Annotated in this window: 1 protein-coding gene; it reads right to left on the bottom strand. The window is 40.0% G+C overall.

The annotated features are described in order from the left end of the window. Positions 1-501: 501 nt before the first annotated feature. Positions 502-1,368: a hypothetical protein gene (locus ACTRWF_RS19570; protein WP_462836094.1), complete on the bottom strand. Its 867-nt coding sequence runs from the start codon at positions 1,366-1,368 to the stop codon at positions 502-504. Positions 1,369-1,644 lie beyond the last annotated feature (276 nt).

The raw sequence follows: 1,644 nt of genomic DNA, 5'->3' as shown, positions 1-1,644 counted from the left end.
GCTGAAGCAGATTTTGAGTTGAATAAGTATTTTTATTACAACTGTGTGTGTATAGCTGCGTCGCTATTTTTCGCACTGTCAGCAGGTATTGTTCTACGATTTATGGCAGACGAATAAAGCGATTTTACTGACGGGCATTCTATGCCCGTTTTCTTGTTCCACGAAAATTACCATTAGTCGTTCTTAGTTACTTATGCGGGTCATAAGCAACTTAGGAGGACAAATGACTAAGCAACAAATCGTCTTCATGGTATTAGACATGATTACTAAATTTTTGATGAGCATCGGTGACGTAGTATTTGTTATTTGGATATTTCAAATGATAACTGGGTTTGAGCCACATAGCTCCTACCCGTTCGTGGGGATTAAAGGGGCGTTATATATACTTCTAATATATCTATTCGCTCTCGCAATCTACCTACAAGAGAAACGGCTTCGTAAAAAACTTCATCAATAAATATTAAGAGCACCGCAAGGTGCTCTTTTTCTTCCGACAATAGTTCATCGATAAAATGTCTGTTCTATTGGGTCAATAAATTTTGTTCTATAGATGATTTTTTCTTGGAGCTTGTTGGCTTCAGTTTCACTTAGCAGAGGCTGTTTCGTTTTACGATCATAACGATGAGGCATCTCCTCAAACAGCTGTTTGTGAAAGCGTTGTGTGTCGTTATTAATCTTTTGAGAGCAGGGAATAATGAAGACTTTATCGTAAAGTCTATTTTCACCTAGCATTGCATCACGCAATTTCAGTAACGTTTTTTCGTGTTGCTGCTTCCGCTTAAATGACGCTTCTAGTTCAACAGCCGCCACCTCGCCATTGGCTAGCTGTACCAACGCATCGACATTTTTTATTTTTGACGAAGTATGAATTCGCTTAAATTCAGTTTCAGTCAAATAACCATCCCATAAAGGTTTTGGGATGCCATCCTTTGTTTGATTTTGTAATCCCAGGCTTAGTACAAAACTCATAATTGAGTCGTGCATTATTGCATTTTGATTTACTTGGGTGATTGGCTCTTGTGCAGAACGGAAGGGGATGTCTATTCGCATGAGATCTGATGCAAACTTAGCACCGGAATGAGTTAGAACATATATGCGCCCATCTGCTGCCCTGTCTGTTTCTGCAATTGATAGAAGTCCTTCTTTCACTATTCTATTTAGAGACTCCAAAACTTTGTGCCGCTTAATCTGCCATATTGCTTCACATGTAATGGCAGATACAAAACTATGCCTAGCGGCGAGAAGTAGCGCTAAATACTTTTTTTGCCGTCCTCGAAGAACGGGATTCGTACTTTTGTGAAATCTCATATCAAGGTTGAAGTATTTTTGGTGTTCGGTGTCTAGGGAAGGTGTATTAGTGTTCATCATTGTGTTCCTTTGTTACTAATTGAGAAACTAAGAAGGAACAGCTAACGCAAAATTTAAATGTTTAAGGTTCCCTTTCGGGTTTTTGACTGGGTGTTTCTTGAACTCTCAAACGCCCATTGCGGCTCCCTATTTATAACCCACATGAAAAAAAAGCTCACAACGTTTGTTGTGAGCGTAAACGCTTATAGTGCCCGTCACTGCTGATGTTAACGTTTGTCAACGCAGTGACTCTACGCCGCATTCGCGTCTAGCACCAACGCTTAAGGCGCATGTTCC

Source organism: Alteromonas sp. G5_S2_22_S1, from assembly GCF_054968525.1.
Note: the sequence above shows the minus strand (reverse complement) of the source record. Positions and strands in the feature narration are given on the sequence as shown.